This is a genomic window from Streptomyces sp. NPDC001604, assembly GCF_042893475.1.
Taxonomy (GTDB): Bacteria; Actinomycetota; Actinomycetes; order Streptomycetales; family Streptomycetaceae; genus Streptomyces.
In genome coordinates, this window is sequence record NZ_JBIAUY010000006.1 from 363,926 (window position 1) to 382,016 (window position 18,091).

17 protein-coding genes and 1 pseudogene are annotated in these 18,091 nt (G+C 72.0%); 3 read left to right on the forward strand and 15 right to left on the reverse strand.

All coding sequences use genetic code 11. From position 1 onward, the window contains the following. The 5 genes and pseudogenes from ACFY1E_RS20045 to ACFY1E_RS20065 form a co-directional block, all read right to left on the reverse strand. Positions 1 to 311 (reverse strand): annotated as a pseudogene (locus ACFY1E_RS20045) (hypothetical protein); the annotation flags it as partial. Beyond that, positions 308 to 3,139, reverse strand: a complete 2,832-nt coding sequence (locus tag ACFY1E_RS20050) for an SNF2-related protein (protein WP_389077586.1) — start codon at positions 3,137 to 3,139, stop codon at positions 308 to 310. The gene ACFY1E_RS20050 and the pseudogene ACFY1E_RS20045, both read right to left, overlap by 4 nt. Positions 3,140 to 3,239: 100 nt before the next feature. Beyond that, positions 3,240 to 3,821 carry a sugar kinase gene (locus tag ACFY1E_RS20055; RefSeq protein WP_389077588.1) on the reverse strand — a complete coding sequence of 194 codons (582 nt, stop codon included), beginning with the start codon at positions 3,819 to 3,821 and terminating at the stop codon, positions 3,240 to 3,242. Next, positions 3,818 to 4,966 carry an ROK family glucokinase gene (locus ACFY1E_RS20060; protein ID WP_389077840.1) on the reverse strand — a complete coding sequence of 383 codons (1,149 nt, stop codon included), beginning with the start codon at positions 4,964 to 4,966 and terminating at the stop codon, positions 3,818 to 3,820. The genes ACFY1E_RS20055 and ACFY1E_RS20060 overlap by 4 nt, the downstream gene beginning before the upstream one ends. Before the next feature lie 142 nt (positions 4,967 to 5,108). Next, a complete protein-coding gene (locus ACFY1E_RS20065) occupies positions 5,109 to 5,858 on the reverse strand; it encodes a GntR family transcriptional regulator (protein ID WP_389077842.1) in 750 nt (249 codons plus the stop codon). Between the two features lie 117 nt (positions 5,859 to 5,975). Between ACFY1E_RS20065 and ACFY1E_RS20070 the strand changes: the two genes are divergently transcribed. Next, positions 5,976 to 6,998: a Gfo/Idh/MocA family oxidoreductase gene (locus ACFY1E_RS20070; protein WP_389077589.1), complete on the forward strand. Its 1,023-nt coding sequence runs from the start codon at positions 5,976 to 5,978 to the stop codon at positions 6,996 to 6,998. Positions 6,999 to 7,029: 31 nt separating this feature from the next. Here the strand turns inward: ACFY1E_RS20070 and ACFY1E_RS20075 are convergent, their stop codons facing one another. From ACFY1E_RS20075 to ACFY1E_RS20090, 4 genes are all read right to left on the reverse strand, one after another. Continuing rightward, complete coding sequence (locus ACFY1E_RS20075) at positions 7,030 to 7,530, reverse strand: hypothetical protein (RefSeq protein ID WP_389077591.1); 501 nt, start codon at positions 7,528 to 7,530, stop codon at positions 7,030 to 7,032. Positions 7,531 to 7,562: 32 nt separating this feature from the next. Continuing rightward, positions 7,563 to 8,747: a cytochrome P450 gene (locus ACFY1E_RS20080; protein ID WP_389077592.1), complete on the reverse strand. Its 1,185-nt coding sequence runs from the start codon at positions 8,745 to 8,747 to the stop codon at positions 7,563 to 7,565. A 70-nt stretch (positions 8,748 to 8,817) separates the two neighbouring features. Then, positions 8,818 to 9,498 carry a response regulator gene (locus ACFY1E_RS20085; RefSeq protein ID WP_389077594.1) on the reverse strand — a complete coding sequence of 227 codons (681 nt, stop codon included), beginning with the start codon at positions 9,496 to 9,498 and terminating at the stop codon, positions 8,818 to 8,820. Positions 9,499 to 9,545: 47 nt separating this feature from the next. Next, complete coding sequence (locus ACFY1E_RS20090) at positions 9,546 to 10,799, reverse strand: histidine kinase (RefSeq protein ID WP_389077596.1); 1,254 nt, start codon at positions 10,797 to 10,799, stop codon at positions 9,546 to 9,548. 168 nt (positions 10,800 to 10,967) lie between these two features. Between ACFY1E_RS20090 and ACFY1E_RS20095 the strand changes: the two genes are divergently transcribed. Then, positions 10,968 to 11,168, forward strand: coding sequence for a hypothetical protein (locus ACFY1E_RS20095; RefSeq protein WP_389077598.1), 201 nt, complete (start codon positions 10,968 to 10,970; stop codon positions 11,166 to 11,168). A gap of 58 nt (positions 11,169 to 11,226) precedes the next feature. Here the strand turns inward: ACFY1E_RS20095 and ACFY1E_RS20100 are convergent, their stop codons facing one another. From ACFY1E_RS20100 to allB, 6 genes are all read right to left on the reverse strand, one after another. Then, positions 11,227 to 11,622 (reverse strand): ribonuclease domain-containing protein, encoded by a 396-nt coding sequence (locus tag ACFY1E_RS20100; RefSeq protein WP_389077601.1) that lies wholly within the window; start codon positions 11,620 to 11,622, stop codon positions 11,227 to 11,229. Between the two features lie 85 nt (positions 11,623 to 11,707). Next, on the reverse strand, positions 11,708 to 12,613 hold the full coding sequence (locus tag ACFY1E_RS20105; RefSeq protein ID WP_389077603.1) for a DMT family transporter: 906 nt from the start codon (positions 12,611 to 12,613) through the stop codon (positions 11,708 to 11,710). A gap of 91 nt (positions 12,614 to 12,704) precedes the next feature. Then, positions 12,705 to 13,331, reverse strand: coding sequence for a dihydrofolate reductase family protein (locus tag ACFY1E_RS20110; protein ID WP_389077604.1), 627 nt, complete (start codon positions 13,329 to 13,331; stop codon positions 12,705 to 12,707). Between the two features lie 117 nt (positions 13,332 to 13,448). Further along, positions 13,449 to 14,264, reverse strand: coding sequence for an AIM24 family protein (locus tag ACFY1E_RS20115; RefSeq protein ID WP_389077607.1), 816 nt, complete (start codon positions 14,262 to 14,264; stop codon positions 13,449 to 13,451). Between the two features lie 194 nt (positions 14,265 to 14,458). Next, entirely contained in the window at positions 14,459 to 15,574 is a 1,116-nt protein-coding gene (alc, locus tag ACFY1E_RS20120; protein ID WP_389077609.1) for an allantoicase, read from the reverse strand. Between the two features lie 52 nt (positions 15,575 to 15,626). Then, positions 15,627 to 16,967, reverse strand: coding sequence for an allantoinase AllB (gene allB / locus ACFY1E_RS20125; protein ID WP_389077612.1), 1,341 nt, complete (start codon positions 16,965 to 16,967; stop codon positions 15,627 to 15,629). A 265-nt stretch (positions 16,968 to 17,232) separates the two neighbouring features. Between allB and ACFY1E_RS20130 the strand changes: the two genes are divergently transcribed. Then, a complete protein-coding gene (locus ACFY1E_RS20130; protein WP_389077614.1) occupies positions 17,233 to 18,039 on the forward strand; it encodes an IclR family transcriptional regulator in 807 nt (268 codons plus the stop codon). Positions 18,040 to 18,091 lie beyond the last annotated feature (52 nt).

The window sequence follows — 18,091 nt, forward strand, 5'->3', positions numbered from 1 at the left end:
GCCTCACGCTCCGCGCTCGCCGCCGCGTCAGTGCCTGGTGTGCCGCTGGACGCGGCGGCGTCCGGCAGAGGGCCGGGGGCGACACGGCGCAAGGCCGCGCGGGCGGCGTCGGCGGGCCTTGCCTCGCTGCCCTGCGAGGCCTGTTCCTGCCCGGGGGGCTTCTGCGTCGCCGGCTCCTGGTCCGCGTCCCGCTCGGCTGCGGGTTCGCGGCCCGCGGTGCTCCCCTGCCCCGGGCCTCCGGTGCCGGACCTCTCCCGTTGCCGTGCCTCCCTCAGTGCCCGGCGGGCCTCGTCGGCCGGGCCCGGGGTCATGTCGGCCTCCGGAGGGTGACCAGGTCGGTGAGTTCGCGGTCGGTCAGTTCGGTGAGGGCCGCCTCGCCGGAGCCGAGGACGGCGTCGGCCAACGCCCGCTTGGACTCCAGCATTTCGGCGATGCGGTCCTCGACCGTGCCCTCGGTGATGAGGCGATGGACCTGGACCGGCTGGGTCTGCCCGATGCGATAGGCGCGGTCGGTGGCCTGTTCCTCGACCGCCGGGTTCCACCAGCGGTCGAAGTGGATGACATGGCCCGCGCGGGTCAGGTTCAGGCCGGTGCCGGCCGCCTTCAGCGACAGCACGAGTACGGGGGTCGCGCCGCTCTGGAAGCGGTCCACCATCCGTTCGCGCTCCGGAACCGGCGTACCGCCGTGGAGCAGGTCCACCGGGACCGCCCGGGAGGCCAGGTGCGCGGTGATAAGGCGGGCCATCCCCACGTACTGGGTGAACACCAGCGCCGAGCCGTCCTCCGCGAGCAGCGTGTCCAACAGCTCGTCCAGGAGGGCGAGTTTGCCGGAACGCACGAGCAGCCGTTCGCCCTGGGCGGCCTCCTCCTTGAGATACAGCGCGGGGTGGTTGCAGATCTGCTTCAGCGCGCCGAGCAGCTTGAGCACCAGGCCCCGCCGTGCGATGCCGTCCGAGGTCTCGATGGCCAGCATCGACTCCCGCACCACCGCTTCGTAGAGGGCGGCCTGTTCGCGGGTGAGCGGCACCGGATGGTCCGTCTCCGTCTTGGGCGGCAGCTCCGGGACGATGCCGGGGTCGGACTTCTTGCGGCGCAGCAGGAAGGGACGCACCAGACGGGCCAGGCGGGTCACCGCCTCCTCGTCCTCGCCGTTCTCCACGGCGCGCGCGTGCCGGGCGCGGAAGGATTTCAGAGGGCCGAGGAGTCCCGGTGTGGTCCAGTCGAGCAGGGCCCAGAGTTCGGAGAGGTTGTTCTCCACGGGGGTGCCGGTGAGGGCCACGCGCGCCGGGGACGGGATGGTGCGCAGGGCCTTCGCCGTTGCCGAGTACGGGTTCTTGACGTGCTGCGCCTCGTCCGCGACGACCATGCCCCAGCGCTGCTCGGCCAGTCGGGGTGCCGCCGTCCGCATCGTGCCGTAGGTGGTGAGGACGAAGCCGTCGGTCAGGTCGTCCAGGGTGCGGTCCGGGCCGTGGAAGCGGCGGACGGGGACGCCGGGCGCGAACCGGGTGATCTCCCGCTGCCAGTTGCCGAGCAGGGAGGCCGGGCAGACGACCAGGGTCGGCTCGCTGCGGGCGCGCTTGAGGTGGAGCGCGATGAGGGTGATCGTCTTGCCGAGCCCCATGTCGTCGGCGAGGCAGCCGCCCAGCCCGAGGGAGGTCATGAGGTCCAGCCAGGCCAGGCCCCGGAGTTGGTAGTCGCGGAGGGTGGCGTGCAGCTCCGGGGGCGGTTCGGCGGGGCGCACCCCGGCCGTCAGACGGTCACGCAGGGCCGCCAATGCGCCGACCGGTACCGCCTCGACCGTCTCGCCGTCGACCTCCGCGCTGCCGCTGAGCGCGACCGAGAGCGCGTCGACCGGGTCGAGCAGGCCCAGTTCGCGCTTGCGGGCCTTGCGAACCAGGGCGGGGTCGACCAGGACCCAGCGGTCCCGCAGCCGCACCACCGGGCGGTGGGCTTCGGCGAGGGCGTCCATCTCGGCCTCGCTGAGCGGGTCGCCGCCGAGCGCCAACTGCCAGCGGAACTGCAGGAGTTCCTCGCTCTCGAAGAAGCCGGTGCCGTCGGTCGCGGAGCCCGGCGCGGGCCGTACCACCGCGGCCGCGCTCAGGTCCTGGGCGAGGTCCCGGGGCCAGTGCACGGCGACCCCGGCGGCCGCGAGCCTCGTCGCCGCCACGCCGAGCAGTTCGCCCAGCTCCTCGTCGTACAGCGGCAGGACGTCGGGCACGTCCTGCTCGGAGAGCCGGTCCAGCGGCGGCCAGATCCGGGCCGCGCGCCGCACGGCGAGGGCCGCGTCCACACGTGCGCGCGGGCCGAACGCCGCGTCCGCCTCACCCGCCCACAGGGCCGCCGCGTCGGTGATCAGTGTGGGGTCGGCGAGGCTGTGCACCTGGACGATCGCGGCGCCCGCGGTGCGCACTCCCTCGTCCCGGTCGAACAGCTCGTACGCCGACAGGTCGAGGCGGAGTGAGATGCGCACGCCCGCGTCCATGCCGGCGGCGACCTCGGCGGCCCAGTCGTGGGCTTCGGGCAGGCGCTGCGGGCGGCGGTCGGCGAAGGGCCTGCCGGAGGCGTGCGGGGCGGCGGGGGTGCGCGGGAGGGTGTCGGCGACCGCGTCCAGGAAGGAGCGCATCAGCGCCGCCGGCTCGGGCAGCCGCAGTGGGCCCGGTCCGGGCAGCGGGACCGCATGGCCCTCGTACGGCAGGGCCGCGGCGACCGACCGGATGTGCGCGATGTCGTCGGGGTCCAGGGGGCCGGCCCGCCAGGCGTCGTGCCCGGTGGGCGTCAGGCCGGGCAGCAGGCGTCCGCGGGCGATCAGCCGCAGTGCGTGCAGTGCGGCCGCGCCCCAGCAGGCGGTGGCGGGGTGGGCGGCCGGGTCGCGCCGGGCGCGAACGAGATGGGGCAGTGCCTCGCCGACCGGGAGGGAGAGCGCGGGCGCGGTCCTGCGCCGTACTCCCGCGCCGTGCGGTCGTACGACCGTGAGCTCGGTGTCCCCGGCGGTCAGCGGGCCGCCCTCCGGGTCCCAGAAGGCGATCCGGCCGTCCCGCGGCAGCGGGGCGGGCAGGAAGACGGCCGCAAGCCGGACGGGCACGGACTCCCCCGCGCCCCGCTCCCCCGCTCGCGCGGCCATCGCGGCCGTGTCGCTCATACGACCTGTCACCTCCCGTCCCGTGAGTCGGATCAGACGTCTTCGACTCTACGGGCGGGGTCTGACAATCCGCTCCGGGGACGGTCCCGGGCCCGCCGCGTCACGGAACCGTGCGGGAGACGACGTAGAAGAACGGGTTCTTCCTGTTACCCAGGCTCATCATCACGTACTGGGTGGGCTTGGGTGCCTTCTGCTCGTGGACCAGGCCGTACCAGGGGCCCGGGCTGGTGAAGTCCCAGCCGGTGATCTTCTGGTCGCGGGCGCTGATGGTGATCTCGCCCCGCTTCAGATCGGCACGGGTGACGCCCATGTCGTGCAGGAAGACGTCGAGGTTGCGCAGGGGGGTCTGGAACTGGACGTAGAGACGGCTGGTCTTCCAGTTGTTCGTCTCATAGCTGGCGACCTTGCCCGAGGGGTGCGGCATCGGCACCTGGTAGAGGCGGCGCTGCACCTGCGACGGCCAGCCCTTGGTCAGACCGGTCGCCGCGTACTTGGCCTCCTTGTCCTTGCCGCTGTCGCGGCTCTGGTTGGCGGAGATCACCAGATAGCCGGCCGGTACGCCGATGAGCAGCACGATGATGAGCAGGGTGAGCGCCCTGCGGCGGATCTTGTGCCGGCGGTCCTCGGCCGGCTTCTGCGGCTCGTCCGGGGGCAGGGCCTGACGCGGCAGCGAGGCGGTCATGCGCTGTCCCGGGCGGAGCGGCGGGTCTCCAGGTACCGCCCGTAGCGCTCGTGCCGCTCGACCCTGCGCCGATTGGCGCGGCGGAAGCGGCGGGCGACCAGCCGGGCGAGGTCGGCGGCGCCGACCATGCCGGCCTCGGGGCCGAGCTGGGCGCGCGCGATACGGGCCTCGGGGCGGTAGCCGCGGCCGGTGAGCTGACGCTTGAAGGCGTCCCGGGCGGGCCCGATCAGCAGGTCGTCGGCTGCCGAGACGCCGCCGCCGATCACGAAGCAGGACGGGTCCAGGGCGGCCGCCAGGTTCGCGATGCCGACGCCCAGCCACTGCCCGATGTCCTGCAGCAGCTCGATGCACATCGCGTCACCCTCGCGGGCCAGCTCGGTAATCATCGGGCCGGTGATGTCGGCGATGTTGCCCTTGACGTGCTCGATGATCCCGTACGCCACCGGGGAGTCGGCGGCGGCCAGTTCCTTGGCCTCGCGGACCAGCGCGTTGCCGGAGCTGTACTGCTCCCAGCAGCCGCGGTTGCCGCACGGGCAGCGGTGGCCGCCCGGCACGACCTGCATATGACCGAACTCACCCGCGACGCCGTACTTGCCGCGCTTGACCTGGCCGTCCTCCAGGATCGCGCCGCCGATGCCGGTGCCCAGCGTGATCATGACGAGGTGGTCCTCGCCGCGGCCGGCGCCGAAGCGCCACTCGGCCCAGGCGGCGGAGTTCGCGTCGTTGTCGACCAGGACCGGTACGGCCAGACGGCCGGCGAGGCGGTCTCGCAGCGGCTCGTTGCGCCAGGACAGGTGGGGGGCGAACAGGATGCGGTTGCGGTCGGCGTCGACCCAGCCGGCCGCGCCGATGCCCACCGCGTGCACGTCGTGCCGGTCGGAGAGGTCCAGGACCAGTTCGACGATGGTGTCCTCGACGACCTTGGGGCTCTTGGACTTGTCCGGGGTCTCCGCGCGGAGCTTCTCCAGGATGTTGCCGTCGGCGTCGACGACGCCCGCCATCACTTTTGTGCCGCCGATGTCGATGCCGACCGTGGGCACGCGGGGTGCGGTCAGGTGGGAGCGGCGCTCCCGGGTGCCGACGGTACGGAGCGCGGGGGCACGCCTGGACCCTATGGGGGCGGTGAAGTTGCCGTAGGTGCTCATCAAGGCCCGATTCTGCCTCACCGTGGGTAAGGGTGCTGTGCGGGGGAGCACAGGGAGGCGCCGTGTGTGGCGAAGGCCGCAGACCCAACGGGTTTGTCCTGACATTGCGACGAACCAGGGCCGGCTCCCGACCCCCGGCCCCTCAGGACCGTACGAGCAACTGGAACTCGAACGAGTAGCGCGTCGGGCGGTAGGTGTGGGTGCCGTACTCGACCGCGCGGCCCGTGTCGTCGAAGGTGACGCGCTGCATGGTGAGCAGGGGGGCGCCCTCGGCCTCTGCGAGGCGGTCGGCCTCGGCGGCCGTGGCGGCGCGGGCACCGATCGTCTGGCGGGCGCTGTGCAGGGTGATCCCGGCGGCGCGCATCATGCGGTAGAGGCCCGTGGCCTCCAGCTGTGCGGTGTCCAGGTCGAGCAGGCCCGGCGGGATGAAGTTGCACAGGTACGCCATCGGCTCACCGTGGGCGAGACGCAGGCGCTCCACGCGGTGGACGTCACTGTCCTCGGCCACGTTGAGGGCCGCGGCGACCTCGGCGGTCGCGGGTACGAGCGTGTTGACGAGCACCTTGGTGGCGGGGCGCTGGCCGGCCGCCTCCAGGTCGTCGTAGAGGCTGGACAGCTCCAGGGGGCGCTTGACCTGGCTGTGCACGACCTGCGTGCCCACGCCGCGGCGGCGCACCAGGAGGCCCTTCTCGACGAGCGACTGGATGGCCTGGCGGACGGTGGGCCGGGACAGGCCGAGCCGGGCGGCCAGCTCGATCTCGTTGCCCAGCAGGCTGCCGGGGGTGAGCGCCCCGTGCTCGATCGCCGCTTCGAGCTGCTGGGACAGCTGGAAGTACAACGGCACCGGAGAGCTCCGGTCCACACTGAGCTCGAGCGACGCGGTCGGGTCCACTTCTGGTTTCGGCACGGGGCGAGCGTAGCTCCACGAGTTGTTGACGGGAAGTTGTGTAGTTCGATTGTCCGGACATATGCATTGACAGCGTACGCACTGAACCCTCACTTTGTTTTCATGCGCATCGGGGTCATCGGTACGGGCCGGATCGGCACCATTCATGCGAAGACGCTCAGCCGCAACCGCGACGTGGGGTCGCTGATCCTCACGGATGTGGATCCGGCGCGGGCCCAGGAGCTCGCGCTCCGCCTCGGGGAGACGGCTGCGCCGGGGGTCGACGAGATCTTCAAGTGGGGCGTGGACGCCGTGGTGATCACGACGGCGACGTCGGCCCACGCCGAACTGATCGGTCGGGCAGCACGCTCGGGGCTCCCGGTGTTCTGCGAGAAGCCCATAGCGCTGGATCTGCCCGGCACCCTGCATGCCATCGGCGAGGTCGAGGCGGCCGGGACGATTCTGCAGATGGGCTTCCAGCGCCGCTTCGACGCGGGATACACGGGCGCGCGCAACGCGGTGCTCGCGGGCCGGCTCGGGCGGCTGCACACCGTACGGACCGTGACGTCCGACCAGGTGCCTCCCGCGCCCGGGTGGCTGCGGCTGTCCGGCGGGCTGTACCGGGACGCACTGATCCACGACTTCGACGCGCTGCGCTGGGTGACGGGACACGAGGTCGTCGAGGTGTACGCGGCCGGGTCCGACGCGGGGCCGCCGATGTTCCAGGAGGCGGGTGACGTGGACACGGGGGCCGCGCTGCTCACGCTCGACGACGGCACCCTCGCCACGGCCACGGCGACGCGGCTGAACGGCGCCGGCTACGACGTCCGCATGGAGCTGGCCGGCGAACGCGACCAGATCGTCGTCGGCCTGGACGACCGTACGCCGATCGCGTCCACGGAGCCGACCGGCCCACCGGCCGCGGACAAGCCGTGGTCCGGCTTCCTGGAGCGCTTCGGGCCCGCCTACGAGGCCGAGCTGGCCGCGTTCGTCGAGGTGGTCCTCGGCCGGCGCCCCAACCCCTGCGACGGCCGCGAGGCCCTGCAGGCACTGCGCATCGCCGAGGCCTGCGAGGTCTCCCGACGGGAGCGCAGACAGGTGGCGCTCGCGGAGATCCCGGGCCGCGCCGAGTCCGCGTTCAGATGAGCGGAGATTCCGGAGCGGGCGGAGCCGGCGTTCAGGTGAGCAGGCGTATCGCGGGAGCCGCGGCGTCCGTCGCCATGAGGGACTCGCAGTGGGCGCACCTCAGTTCGTACGGCCGGACCAGATTGGTCTGGATGCTGTTCGTACCCGACTCCTTGGTCTCCGGGCAGTAGTAGCGCAGGTTCAGACGCACCCAGGGGTGGCTGGTGGGCGCCATCCCCCGTCTGCTGTCCCTTACGTCCTCGAAGGGGGCCCACCAGAAGTCCACCAGGGCCCGCAGTGCGAGCCGCTCGGAACCGGAGGTCGTGTCGTACGCGGCGATCCGGCCCGCGGTGTAGTGGCTGCGGAAACCGCTGCGGCTGCCGGAGCACAGCGCCCGTTCGGCGCCGCGCTCGTAGACCGTGGTGCGGCCGGTCCGCTCGCAGATGAAGCAGTCCACGCTGAACTCGAGCTTGGAACTCCAGTGCAGCTGGTGGACGTTGTCGCCGCCGAGCGGTCCGGTCAGCTCGGCGGTGATCTCCGCGGTGCGCAGCACGCATGCTCCCTGGGAACGTCCGGATCGATGTTCTACCAGCGCACCGGCAGGCTGCGCACCCCGCGCATCAGCATGCCGGGGAGCCAGTCGCCCGGTGGGGCGTCGAGGGCCAGGCCGGGGGCGCGTTGCAGGAGGGTGCGGATCGCCGTGCGGGCTTCGAGGCGGGCCAGGGGGGCGCCGAGGCAGTAGTGGATGCCGTGGCCGAAGGCCAGGTGGCCGCGGGTGTCACGGTGGATGTCGAAGTGGTCCGGGGCTGGGCAGCGCAGTCCGTCGCGGTCGGCGGCGGTGAGGCCGACCATCACGAAGTCGCCCTTCTCGACCCGGGTGCCGCCGATCTCCAGGGGTTCGGCTGCGAACCGGAACGTGGCGTTCTCCACCGGTCCCTCGTAGCGCAGCGTCTCCTCGACCACGCCGTCGACGAGGCTCAAATCGGCGTGTACGGCGGCAAGTTGGTCCCGGTGGGTGAGCAGGGCGTGGACCGCGTTGCCGATCAGGTTGACCGTCGTCTCGTGCCCGGCGATGAGCAGGATGAAGGCCATGCCGCGCAGTTCGCCCGGGGAGAGCCGGTCGCCGTCCTCGGCGGTGGTGCGGATCAGGTCGCTGAGCAGGTCGCCGCTCGGCCCGGCGCACCGCTTGTCCTCGATCAGCTCGGTGAGGTACTCGGCGAGCCGCACGAAGGCGTCGTGCTCGCTGTCCGCGCTGGTCGGCGCGACCGCCTCGGTCGACATCCTGCGGAACTGCGTGCGGTCCATCTCCGGTACGCCCAGCAGCTCGCAGATCACGGTGATCGGCAGCGGGTACGCGAAGGAGTCCACCAGGTCGGCCCGGCCGCGCGGCAGCATCTCGTCGAGCAGTTCGTCGGTGATCTGCCGGATCCGCGGCCGCAGTTCCTCCACGCGGCGCATGGTGAAGGCCCTGGAGACCAGTGCGCGCAGACGCGTGTGCTGCGGCGGGTCGGCGCCCAGGAGGTACTTCCCGATCAGCTCCTCGTCGAGGAACACCATGCCGATCCTGCTGCCGTCCTTGGCCAGCCGCGGGTCGGCGAGCGCCGCGCGTGCCTCCTCGTATCCGACGACGAGCCAGGTCTCGTGGTGCTCGTCGGGCGCGGGCAGCCGCACCCGGTGCACCGGCCCGCGCTCGCGCAGTTGCGCGTACACGGGATGCGGGTCCTCGCGGAAGCCGTCGCCGAACTCCCCCAGGTCGATCACTTCCACCATGCTCTCCCCGTCCCGCCCCGTCCCCCGTCCGGGATCGCCCCGGTGCACCGACAACGCCCGGCGGACGCCGTCAGTGCCCGTTCCCCTCCGATTCCTCCAGGAGACCCGCGTCGTACGCCAACAGGGCGACCTGCACACGGTTGTTGAGGTCGAGCTTGGCCAGGATGCGGGAGACATGGGTCTTGACGGTGGCGACGCTCATGAAGAGCGTGGCGGCGATCTCGGCGTTGGACAGGCCGCGGCCGACCGCGACGGCGACCTCGCGTTCGCGGTCGTTGAGGGTGTCGATGCGCACGCGCGCGTGCGTGCGCCGGGTATCGGCTCCGGAACCCGCGGCGTGCTCCATCAACTGCCGCGTGACCGTGGGCGAGAGCACGGGGTCGCCCACCGCGACCCGGCGCACGGCGTCGACGATCTCGGCGGGCGGGGTGTCCTTCAGGACGAACCCGGCGGCACCCGCGCGCAGTGCGCGCAGCACCTGTTCGTCGGCGTGGAAGGTGGTGAGGACCACGACCTGCGGGGCGTCCTTGCGGTGCCGCAGCCGTTCGGTGGCCGTGAGGCCGTCCACCGACGGCATCCGGATGTCCATGAGGACCACGTCGGGGCGGGTGCGGTCGACGAGTTCCTCGACCTCGGCGCCGTCGGCGGCCTCGCCGACGATCTCGATGTCCTCGGCGCCGCCCATCATCAGGGACAGCCCGGCCCGCACCAGGGGGTCGTCGTCGACGAGGAGCAGTCTGATCGCAGTCATGGGCCTTACGTAATCACGGTGGGCGGGGCCGCCGCGCCCGGGTCGCGTCATCCCCAGGGCAGCCAGGCCCGCACCCGGAACCCGCCGTCCGGCTCCGGCCCGTGCTCGAGCCGGCCGCCGGTCAGGGTGGCCCGTTCCGTCAGCCCGATCAGCCCCTGCCCGGAGCCGGGCACGGCGGGCACCTCCCCCTCCGGGGCGGGATTGCGTACGTCCACGACGAGACCCTCGCCCGGGGCTCCCGTGACGGAGACGGTGACCTCGGTGCCGGGGGCGTGTTTGCGGGCGTTGGTCAGGGCCTCCTGGGCGATGCGGTACGCGGTGCGGCCGACGGAGGAAGGGACGTCGGCGGGGTCGGTGACGCGGCTTGCGAGGGTGACCTTCATGCCGGCCTCGCGGCACTCGGCGACCAGCCCGTCCAGCGCGGCGAGCGTCGGCTGCGGGCGGCCCGCGTCGTCGGGCTCGCCCGCCCGCAGGACGCCGATGATCTCCCGCAGGTCCTGGAGGGCCTCGTGCGCGCTCTCCCGGATGACGCCGGCCGCCCGCGCGACCTCCTCCCGGGGCGCGTCGGGCCGGAACTCCAGGGCGCCCGCGTGCACGCTCAGCAGGGTCAGCCGGTGCGCGAGGACGTCGTGCATCTCGCGGGCGATGGCCTCGCGGGCCAGCCGCTGCGCCTGCTCGGCGCGCAGCTGCGCCTCCGTCTCGGCACGCCGGGCGCGGTCGCGCAGGCTCACCATGAGCTGGCGCTTGGACCGTACGAACATGCCCCAGCCGATGACGGTGAGGGTGAGCAGCTCGGCGAACGCGACCGCGCCCGCGTACGGCAGGTCGGGGTCCGGGCGCATCCAGAAGAACAGCGGGATCAGCGCGAGGGAGATGCCACCGATCCAGGCGACGTACCGGAAGGGCCGGTGCACGGCGAGGGTGAAGACGGCGACCATCCCGGCGCCGCCCGCCGTGTTCGACAGGAGGCCGACGGGGATCATCGCGACGGCCAGCCCGAGCGGCCACCGGCGGCGCGCCCACACCGCGGCGCAGGCCAGCGCACCGAGCAGCTGGTCGACCACGGCGAGGGCGTGCGGGGTGTGCGTGTCGCGGTGCAGGGTGTCCGCGGCCGCCAGACCGATGGCCACGGCGAGCAGGAAGCAGGTGAAGTCGACGACCCAGTCCCGCGCGGTGCGCCGGGGCCGCCCGGACCGCCCGGCGTCGAGGTCGATCTCGTGCAGCAGCGCCGACGGGAAGAGCCATCTGCGGCCGATGACCCCCGCGGCCGGTGTCGGCTTGTCATCCCTCACGGTCGACAAATCTACGCAGTGCGGCGCGCCGCCACCCCTCCGCGCGGAGGATCCCCGACCAAAGTTGCACCACCGGAGACTTTCGGCGCGCGCCGCCGCTGGACGGTGGACTTCCGGCAGGCACGACTCGCCCCGCGGCCGATGTCTGTGGGGGGTCCGCGGGGCGAGGGTCGGAGGATGAAGCAGCTGCTGGAGCTACTCGGATTCATCGCCCTGGTGCAGGGCGGGCTGGGCCTGGTGCACGAGTTCACCCACTGGCATGTGGGCCTCGTGCAACGGCTCGGCTTCCTCGACGGCTACGGGGTCTACGCGAGCGTCGCTCTGGTGGTGCCGGCGCTTGCGCTGTTCGCCGCCGCGGAGAGCCGGAAGTCCGGATGAGCGCGGACCGGACCTCCGGCGCACCCTTGCCTCGGAGCGACCGAGCGGGGGAAGTCGCTCAGCAGCCGAAGTCGATCAGGTCGAACGTGGCGTAGTGGTCCGAGGTGTAGTAGTCCTCCTGGGTCTCCTCACCGGTCACGATGCGGCGGGCACCGCGCGTGGACGAGCCGGGGGTGATGACCGTGTACTCGTGGTAGTAGCCGGAGGGCTGGCTCGGCAGGACGCCTTCACGGTTCGAGAAGACGGTGCCGTCCTGCGAGTACGGGTAAGGCCCGCCCTGGTCGATCAGGTCGAGGGTGTCGTGCGCCTGGGAGGGCAGCGAGTTGTAGCAGATGCTGCCGACGGAGTCGGCCGCGGCGTCCGCCGTGGTGGCGGTGACGGCGCCGCCCACGAGGAGGGCGGACAGCAGAACGGCTGCGGCACCGATGCGAGTGGTTCGTGTGGGGGATGTCATGGCCTCATGATGACGCGCGTAGACAGTGGCATGTCAATGTCAAGTCCGGAGATTTTCCCGTCACGCCCGATGAGTTTTCCGCGCGTTAACCTGCGGTCCTGCGTCCCCACGCGGTCCCCACAAGCACCAGCGCACCGCCCGCCAGGCCGAGGGCCCCGAGCCGTTCCCCGCCGAGCGCGATGCCGCCCGCGGCGGCCCACAGGGGCTCGGTGCCGAGCAGGAGGCTGACCCGCGAGGGAGAGGTCCGGCGCACGGCCCACATCTGCACGAAGAACGCGAACAGCGTGCAGCACACGGACAGGAACAGCAGCCCGGCCCACTCGCGCACCCCGAAGCCGGCCGCCGTGGCCCACGGCGTGGCGTCGGCGCCGGCGGACAGGACCGCGAACACCGCGACGGCGGCGCCCAGTTGGACCGTGGTGAGCGACAGTGCGTCGGCGCCCTGGACGGCCTTGATGCGGGACATGGCGAGGACGTGCACGGTGCGGGCGAGGGCGGCGAGCAGCACCAGCAGGTCACCGAGGGAAGGACGGGTGAAACCGCCGCCCTGGGTGAGCAGGACGACGCCGAGCACGGACAGGCCCGCCGCCGCGAGGAACGCCCGCTGGGGCCGGACGCGCGTGACGGCGGCCTCGGCGAGCGGGGTGAAGATCATGGTGAGGCTGATGATGAGACCGGCGTTCGTCGCCGAGGTGTGGACGACGCCGTACGTCTCCAGCAGGAAGATCCCGCCGAGGATCAGCCCGAGCAGAGCGGCACCGCGCCACTGGGCGGCGGTGAGGGCGCGCAGGGAGCGCCGCGCGACGACGGCGAGCACCGGCAGGACCACGGCGAAGCGCAGGACGAGGACGGCGAGCACCGTCCGGGCGGTCGTGATGTCCTTGGCGGCGAGGTAGCTCGCGCCCCACACGACCGCCACGAACAGCACGGGCAGATCGGTGAGCCAGGCTCGGCGGGGCGCCAACGGGCGCGGTACGGCGATCGACGACATGCGGGCGGCTCTCCCGGTCTCCGACGGGTGTGCGGAGACATCGGCGGCTCCCACGGGCAGCGATCACCGTACCGGCGCGGCGGATCTCCGGCTAGGCGTTTTCCGGGAGCTCGTACGAGCCGTAGTCCGGCCGGCCTGCGACGTCGTACGACTGGATGGACACCCCGGCGGGGGTGGTACGGCCGCCCGTGTGGCGGAACTTGGTCGGCACCGCGCCCTCCCTGAAGAGACGGAGGCCGGTGCCGAGCACCACCGGAAACGTCACCAGGTGGACGGTGTCGAGGAGGCCGAGGTCCAGCAGGGACTGGACGAGGGCGCCGCTGCCGTGCACCTGGAGTTCGCCGTCGGTGCGCTCCTTGAGGGCGGTGACCTCCTTGGCGAGGTCGCCGCCGATCACCGTCGTGCCGGACCAGGCGGGGTCGCTGAGGGTGGACGACGGGACGTACTTCGGCAGCGCGTTCAGCTGGGAGGCGATGCGGTTGGCGGGGTCGGTCACCTTCGGCCAGTACGAGGCGAAGATGTCGTATGTACGGCGGCCGAGGAGGAACGCGGCGGGGCGCTCGAAGACCTCGCCGACGAACCGGCCGAAGTCCTCGTCGCCGTACACGAAACTCCAGCCGCCGTGCTCGAAGCCGCCCCGGGTGTCCTCCTGGGGGCCGCCGGGGGCCTGGTAGACGCCGTCGAGGGTGACGAAGATCGTGGAGACGAGCTTGCCCATGGTGGGTGCCTGCTTCCTGGTGCGGGGTCTGTTGTCATCACCTCAGACCCCACCGGCGCCCGCAACTCATCGGTCGGTCCCGCGGCACCTCACCAGACGTGCGTCATCCGGCGGGCATCACCCGGCGTTCGTGGAGAACAGGCCGCCCGTCGGGCCCTGCTTGTCGCCGCCCTGTGCCTTCTTCAGGGCGTTCGCCAGGCTCTCGATGGTGAGGGACTGCAGGATCACCCGGCCGTTGCCCTCCAGGGTCGCCAGGGACAGGCCCTCACCGCCGAAGACGGCGTTCATGATCCCCTGGCGGTTGAGCCCGCCGACGCGCTGGACGCCGTACTGGATCCCCTCCTCGAAGGCGACGACGCAGCCCGTGTCGACCTCGATGCGGCCGCCGAAGTCGGCCGGGTTCAGGTCGATGAAGTTGCCGGCGCCCGCGATGATCACCGTGCCGTACCCGGTGAACTTCTCCAGGATGAAGCCCTCGCCGCCGCTCATGCCGGTGCGGCCGCCCTGGAAGGCGATGCCGAAGTCGACGGTGGACTCGGCGGCCACGAAGGCGTCCTTCTCGGCGAACCACGCGCGCGTGCCGTCCAGTTCCAGGGCGCGCATCTCACCCGGGAGCACGCCCGCGAAGCCGACGGTGCCCTCGCCGCCCTGTGCGCTGAAGTACTGGAACGCCATCGACTCGCCCGCGAGCATGCGCTGGCCGACCTGCATGGCGGTGCCCATGGCCTGGCGCAGCATGCCGCCCATGCCGCCGCCTCCGCCCCCCTGGGACTGCCCGCCGCTGTTCGACGGACCGGAGAGGCGGGTCTCCATGGTCACGTTTACCGTCTTGAACAGGAACTTCCCCGCCTCGCAGTAGACGGTCTGGCCGGGGCTCAGGTTGACGACCGCCATCTGCATGGCGTTGCCGACGATCTCTTGCTGAAGTGTCACGTGGGGAGAACGCGGGAGGTGGAGGAAAGAGTTCCAGCCTGGTCCGGAGAGGTTTTCGCCCCCGCCGCCCCTTCCCATTCCCGTCCCCTGGGGGCTGCCGCCCCCAGACCCCCGCGTTCGGCCTGAACGGCCTCGTCCTCAAACGCCGGACGGGCTGAAGGATCAAACCCCGGCCGGCGAAAATCAGCCCCCTGTCAGCCGCCCAGTTCCTGGTGACGGGCCGCCAGCGTCGTTGCGCCGGCCTCCGTCAGCGATCCGTACAGCCGCAGGCGCGAGATGCCGCCGTCCGGGAAGATGTCCACGCGCGCGTGGGTGCCGACCGCCGGGTTCGGCAGGACGAAGCGGTGGTTGGTGTCGGGCTGGAGGCGGGTGCGCGGCAGGATCTCGCGCCAGTCGCCGTCCTCGCCGTCCTTCACGGACACCGACGCCCAGCCCGCGCTGTTCCCCTTCAGATACGCCGTGTCGATCTCGATCGCGCGGATCTGGGACTGCGCCGCGAGGCGATAGCGGATCCAGTCGTTGCCCTGGTCGCGGCGGCGGCGCGTCTCCCAGCCGTCGTCCATCTTGCGGGAGCGGCCCGGCTGGATGGTGTTGGTGGCCGGGGAGTAGAAGAGGTTGGAGGCGTCCTCGGCCTGGCCGCCGTTCTCCAGGGCGACCACGTCGAAGGTGCCCAGGGTCGCCAGCCACTCCGGGTCGGGGACGACCTCGCCGTACACGCGCAGGCGTGCGATGCCGCCGTCGGGGTGCTGGTTGACCCGCAGGTGCGTGAAGCGCTGCTCGACGGAGACGGCGAAGCCGTTGGCCGCGTGGCCGCCGACCGGGGTGCGCGGGACGAGTGTCGTCCACTTCACGTCGTCGCCCAGGAGTTCCTCCGGGGAGGGGGAGCCCGGTACCGAGGTGCCCTCGACCGAGACCGCCTGCGGGTAGTTGCCGCGGAAGTGGGCCGTGTCGACGACGATCCCCCGTACGACACCCGGCGCTCCCAGCCGGACCAGCGCCCAGTCGTGGTCCTCGGCCGTGGGCCAGGGGTGGTCGGCGGAGGCGCCGCGGCGGCGGCGGGTCTCCCAGCCGTCCATGATCTTGCCCTTGTGCCCGAAGTGCTCGGGGTCGAACTCGGCCCGCTCGGGCACCAGCAGGTTCTCGCGCTGGGCGAAGAACTCGTCGTTGGCGGCGATCACGCCGGCCCCGAGGCGCCGGTCGGCGAGGTTGGCGTACTGGGTGAAGGGGAAGTCGGCGGTGCGGTAGTCGGCGTACGGGTCACCGCCTCCGTACGGGTTCGCGTCGCCGGTGAAACTAGGTATCGCCGTCACGGTGATCAGGTCGTCCTTTCGGGGTCGGCCGCTGCGGGTGCGGGAGGGTCGGTCAGTGGTCGCGGGTGAGCAGCTGCCCCTTCGGCTCGGTGAACTCGCCGTCCGCGACGATGCGTTCACCGCGCAGCCAGGTCGACTTCACGACGCCGTACAGGGTCTTGCCCGCGTACGCCGTCACGCGGTTGCGGTGCTGGAGGGCCGCCGGGTCCACGGTGAACGTCTCGTCGGGTGCGAGGACCGCGAAGTCGGCGTCGCGGCCGGCCTCGATGGCGCCCTTGCGGGTGTCCAGGCCCACCAGTTCCGCCGTGCGCGAGGACATCCAGCGGACCACGTCCTCCAGGCCGTGCCCGCGCCTGCGCGCCTCGGTCCACACCGCGGCCAGGCTCAGCTGGAGGCCGGAGATGCCGCCCCAGGCGGTCGCGAAGTCGTCCGTCTTGAGGTCGGCCGTGGACGGGGAGTGGTCGGTGACCACGCAGTCGATGGTGCCGTCCGCCAGCGCCTGCCAGAGCAGGTCCTGGTTGGCGGCCTCGCGGATGGGCGGGCAGCACTTGAACTCGCTTGCCCCGTCCGGGACTTCCTCGGCCGTCAACGTCAGATAGTGGGGGCAGGTCTCGACCGTGATGCGCACGCCCTCGGCCTTCGCCTCGGCGATCAGCGGGAGTGCGTCGCTCGACGACAGGTGCAGGACGTGCACGCGCGCACCCAGGCGTTTCGCCTGGCCGATGAGCTGGGCGATCGCCGTGTCCTCGGCGTCGCGCGGGCGGGAGGCGAGGAAGTCGGCGTACCTGGGGCCGCTGTGCTGGGGGGCCGCATCGAGGTGGTGCGGGTCCTCGGCGTGCACGATCAGCAGGCCACCGAAGGAGGCGATCTCGGCCAGCGACTGGGCGAGTTGGTCGTGGTCGAGGTGCGGGAACTCGTCCACCCCGGACGGCGACAGGAACGCCTTGAAGCCGAAGACGCCGGACTCGTGCAGCGGGCGCAGATCCTTGACGTTGTCCGGCAGGGCGCCGCCCCAGAAGCCGACGTCGATGTGCGCCTTGTCGGCGGCGACCGCCTGCTTCGTACGGAGGTTGTCGACCGTCGTGGTCGGCGGGATGGAGTTGAGCGGCATGTCGACGAGGGTGGTGATGCCGCCGGCCGCCGCCGCGCGGGTGGCGGTCCAGAAGCCCTCCCACTCGGTGCGTCCGGGATCGTTGACGTGCACGTGCGTGTCGACCAGGCCCGGCAGCAGGACGTCGTCGCCGAAGTCCTCCAGACGGGCGTCCGAGGGTACGGCGGCCTCGTACGGGAGCACGGCGGTGATCCTGCCGCCCGCGACCGTGACCGTGGCGGGACGCGTCCCCTCGGGTGTGATGACTCGCGTCGAGCGCAGCACCAGCTCTGTGTCGGACACCCGGACCCCTCTCAGCCGCCGCGATGACTTCCACGCGATTTACTTCCGCGTAACGGAATTCAACTTTCTGTTGAAGGAGTCTTCACTCCCGATTCCGCGCCGTCAAGGGCACACTTCTCCACAGTGCACCCCCTGCGCCCACTCTGGACGTTTCCACAAAGCGGAATTACAATTCCAGCAAGCAGAACGTAGCTATGCACAAGCAGGGAGTCAACCGACCGGCGGGTAGGCTTCTGCCCTTCCCGCCAGTCCCGAAAGGAACGCCGTGCCGAGGTCCAGCGCCAGCGACGCCCCCGCAGTAGACGCCGCCAAGTCCAACGGCGGTGGCGTCCAGTCCCTCGAGCGCGCCTTCGATCTGCTGGAACGGATGGCGGACGCGGGCGGCGAGGTGGGGCTCAGCGAGCTCTCCGCGAGCAGCGGGCTGCCGCTGCCCACCATTCACCGACTGATGCGCACGCTGGTGGCCTGCGGATACGTCCGCCAGCAGGCCAACCGCCGGTATGCGCTCGGCCCGCGTCTGATCCGTCTCGGCGAGTCCGCCGCCCGGCTGCTCGGCACCTGGGCGCGCCCCTATCTGGCCCGCCTGGTCGAGGAGACCGGCGAGACGGCCAACATGGCGCTGCTCGACGGCGACGAGATCGTCTACGTGGCCCAGGTGCCGTCCAAGCACTCGATGCGGATGTTCACCGAGGTCGGCCGCCGGGTGCTGCCGCACTCCACGGGCGTCGGCAAGGCGCTGCTCGCGAACACCCCGGACGACGAGGTGCGCGCCCTGCTCTCCCGCACCGGCATGCCCGCCGCGACGGACAGGACGATCACCACGCCGGAGGGCTTCCTGGCCGCCCTGGAGGACGTGCGCCGGGACGGCTACGCGGTCGACGACAACGAGCAGGAGATGGGGGTGCGCTGCCTCGCCGTCTCCGTGCCCAACTCCCCCACCGCCGCCGCCATTTCGATCTCGGGCCCGGCGGGCCGGGTCACGGAGGCGGCCACGGACAAGATCGTGCCGGTGCTGCAGCAGGTGGCGGTGGAGCTGTCGGAGGCACTCGCGAGTTCGGGGCCCGCGGCCTAGCTCCGCCGGTTGCGCGGTGATGCCGTATCACCATGCGGCTCTGCCGCGGGCG

Bases quoted from the DNA above. Each gene is read 5' to 3' on its own strand.
- ACFY1E_RS20095 (WP_389077598.1), top strand. From the start codon at position 10,968: ATGAAGCAGCTGCTGGAGCTACTCGGATTCATCGCCCTGGTGCAGGGC.
- ACFY1E_RS20085 (WP_389077594.1), bottom strand. From the start codon at position 9,498: ATGACTGCGATCAGACTGCTCCTCGTCGACGACGACCCCCTGGTGCGG.
- ACFY1E_RS20080 (WP_389077592.1), bottom strand. From the start codon at position 8,747: ATGGTGGAAGTGATCGACCTGGGGGAGTTCGGCGACGGCTTCCGCGAG.
- ACFY1E_RS20110 (WP_389077604.1), bottom strand. From the start codon at position 13,331: ATGGGCAAGCTCGTCTCCACGATCTTCGTCACCCTCGACGGCGTCTAC.
- ACFY1E_RS20050 (WP_389077586.1), bottom strand. From the start codon at position 3,139: ATGAGCGACACGGCCGCGATGGCCGCGCGAGCGGGGGAGCGGGGCGCG.
- ACFY1E_RS20055 (WP_389077588.1), bottom strand. From the start codon at position 3,821: ATGACCGCCTCGCTGCCGCGTCAGGCCCTGCCCCCGGACGAGCCGCAG.
- ACFY1E_RS20105 (WP_389077603.1), bottom strand. From the start codon at position 12,613: ATGTCGTCGATCGCCGTACCGCGCCCGTTGGCGCCCCGCCGAGCCTGG.
- ACFY1E_RS20070 (WP_389077589.1), top strand. From the start codon at position 5,976: ATGCGCATCGGGGTCATCGGTACGGGCCGGATCGGCACCATTCATGCG.
- ACFY1E_RS20060 (WP_389077840.1), bottom strand. From the start codon at position 4,966: ATGAGCACCTACGGCAACTTCACCGCCCCCATAGGGTCCAGGCGTGCC.
- ACFY1E_RS20100 (WP_389077601.1), bottom strand. From the start codon at position 11,622: ATGACATCCCCCACACGAACCACTCGCATCGGTGCCGCAGCCGTTCTG.